This window comes from Quyinboa sediminis (assembly GCF_042219855.1).
Lineage (GTDB): Bacteria > Bacteroidota > Bacteroidia > Bacteroidales > UBA5342 > JBHJHP01.
The window spans coordinates 1-3,181 of the sequence record NZ_JBHJHP010000017.1 but is presented as its reverse complement, the minus strand read 5'-3'; the positions used below and the strand labels follow the sequence as shown (position 1 = coordinate 3,181).

1 rRNA gene is annotated in these 3,181 nt (G+C 49.0%); it reads left to right on the top strand.

Going from position 1 to position 3,181, the window contains the following annotated elements:
• Nucleotides 1–118: 118 nt before the first annotated feature.
• Nucleotides 119–3,018: ribosomal RNA gene (locus ACE1EF_RS19765) — 23S ribosomal RNA — on the top strand.
• Nucleotides 3,019–3,181 lie beyond the last annotated feature (163 nt).

Genomic DNA, 3,181 nt, shown 5'->3' with positions numbered 1-3,181 from the left:
AAAGAGTTCATTGACATGTTTGAGGGAAAGAGCTGAGAAGATATTTTAGGATATTTTTTTAGTTTGAAACAAGCGTTAAAGTAGAATATATAACAGACGACTACGACCTGAATAAGGTCTGAAGAAGTTACTAAGGGCGTATGGTGGATGCCTGGGCTCCCAGAGGCGAAGAAGGACGTGACAAGCTGCGAAAAGCCGCGTAAAGGTGCAAATAACCATTTGATGCGCGGATGTCCGAATGGGGCAACCCGTTATACTGAAGGTATGACATCCTATTTATAGGAGGCGAACCTGGAGAACTGAAACATCTAAGTACCCGGAGGAAGAGAAAACAAAAGTGATTCCCGTAGTAGTGGCGAGCGAAGTGGGAATAGCCTAAACCGTATTTGTTTTGGCAAATGCGGGGTTGTAGGGCTGCGATATTTGGTAATAAAAAGAAGAGGAAGCTTACTGGAAAGTAATGCCAGAGAGGGTGAAAGCCCCGTACTTGTAAAGTTTATTATTGATAGCAGTACCCTGAGTAGGGCGGGACACGAGAAATCCTGTCTGAATCTGCCAGGACCATCTGGTAAGGCTAAATACTCCTGGGAGACCGATAGTGGACCAGTACCGTGAGGGAAAGGTGAAAAGTACCCCGAACAGGGGAGTGAAAAAGAACCTGAAACCGTACGCCTACAAGCGGTCGGAGCTGCATTTATGTGGTGACGGCGTGCCTTTTGCATAATGAGCCTACGAGTTAGTCGTCACTAGCAAGGTTAACCCGCTGGAGCGGGGCAGCCGAAGCGAAAGCGAGTCTGAACAGGGCGAATAAGTTAGTGGCGCTAGACGCGAAACCATGTGATCTACCCATGACCAGGTTGAAGTCTCGGTAACACGAGATGGAGGACCGAACCAGTTGACGTTGAAAAGTCTTTGGATGAGTTGTGGGTAGGGGTGAAAGGCCAATCAAACTTGGAAATAGCTCGTACTCCCCGAAATGCATTTAGGTGCAGCCTCATATTAGTTTTGTAGAGGTAGAGCGACTGATAGGGCGCGAGGGCTTCACCGCCTATCAACCCCTGATAAACTCCGAATGCTACAAAATGATGTATGGGAGTGAGGGCGCGGGTGCTAAGGTCCGTGTCCGAGAGGGAAAGAACCCAGAGCATCAGCTAAGGTCCCCAAGTATATGCTAAGTTGACCAAACGCGGTCTGGTTGCTCAGACAGCTAGGATGTTGGCTTGGAAGCAGCCATTCATTTAAAGAGTGCGTAACAGCTCACTAGTCGAGCGACCGGGCATGGATGATAATCGGGCATAAGCATATCACCGAAGCTATGCTATTGATAGCAATATTAATAGGTAGGGGAGCATTCCAGCGACGTTGAAGCAGTATGGTAATGTATTGTGGAGTTTCTGGAAAAGCAAATGTAGGCATAAGTAACGATAAAGGGGGTGAGAAACCTCCTCGCCGAAAGACCAAGGATTCCTGATCAACGCTAATCGGATCAGGGTTAGTCGGGACCTAAGGGTAAGCCGAGAGGCGATCTCGATGGCAAAACGGTTAATATTCCGTTACCTGCTGTAACTGCGAAGGGGTGACGTTGCACTGATAGCCTTGCGTACTGACGGAATAGTACGTTTAAGGGTGTAGATATTGATCATAACAGGTAAATCCGTTATGAGAGTCGAACCTGAAAGTACCGGGAGCCTACGGGCAACCGGATAAAGGTGTAAGAGCAACCGAGAAAAACCTCTAAGCTTCAGGTTACAGGAGCCCGTACCGTAAACGGACACACGTAGTTGGGTTGAGAATACTAAGGCGCTCGAGTGATTCATGGCTAAGGAACTAGGCAAAATAGGCCCGTAACTTCGGGAGAAGGGTCCCCTGCAGCGATGTAGGGCGCAGAGAAATGGCCCAGGCGACTGTTTAGCAAAAACACAGGGCTTTGCTAATTCGAAAGAAGATGTATAAGGCCTGACACCTGCCCGGTGCCGGAAGGTTAAGGGGGGATGTTATCTGATTTAGGTTGGAGAAGCATTGAACTGAAGCCCCGGTAAACGGCGGCCGTAACTATAACGGTCCTAAGGTAGCGAAATTCCTTGTCGGGTAAGTTCCGACCTGCACGAATGGTGTAACGATCTGGGCACTGTCTCAGCCATGAGCTCGGTGAAATTGTAGTTCCGGTGAAGATGCCGGATACCCGCGACGGGACGGAAAGACCCCGTGAACCTTTACTGCAGCTTCACATTGACACTGGGTAATTGATGTGTAGGATAGGACGGAGACAGTGAGCCGGCTTCGCCAGGAGTCGGGGAGTCATCCTTGAAATACGTCCCTTTACTTACTTGGTGCCTAATCCCGATGGATGTCGGGAGACATTGTGTGGTGGGTAGTTTGACTGGGGTGGTCGCCTCCAAAAGAGTAACGGAGGCTTCTAAAGGTGCCCTCAGGACGTTTGGTAATCGTCCGTAGAGTGCAATGGCACAAGGGTGCTTGACTGTGAGGCCTACAAGCCGAGCAGGTAGGAAACTAGAGCATAGTGATCCGGTGGTTCCGCATGGAAGGGCCATCGCTCAAAGGATAAAAGGTACTCCGGGGATAACAGGCTGATCGCTCCCAAGAGCTCATATCGACGGAGCGGTTTGGCACCTCGATGTCGGCTCGTCACATCCTGGGGCTGGAGAAGGTCCCAAGGGTTGGGCTGTTCGCCCATTAAAGTGGCACGCGAGCTGGGTTCAGAACGTCGTGAGACAGTTCGGTCCCTATCTGTCGTGGGCGTTGGAAATTTGAGGGGATCTGACACTAGTACGAGAGGACCGTGTTGGACGTACCGCTGGTGTACCAGTTGTTTCGCCAGGAGCATTGCTGGGTAGCTACGTACGGAACGGATAAGTGCTGAAAGCATCTAAGCACGAAGCCGGCCTCAAGATAAGATTTCCTTATAGGGTCGTTAGAGACGATGACGTTGATAGGCTGCAGGTGTAAAGGCAGAGATGTCAAAGCCGAGCAGTACTAATTGCCCGAAAGCTTCCAGACCGGTTGTATGTTGTGTGTTATGATAGACTGCAAAGTTTGTGACTAAGCTAAAAGAAATAGAATGAATATGTATTGAAGCTCTTTCCTGAAGATATGTTTTTGTTGTAAGATACAAGACATAAGATATAAGACAAAAGAGATAAGATGTAATGTTTACTACTTA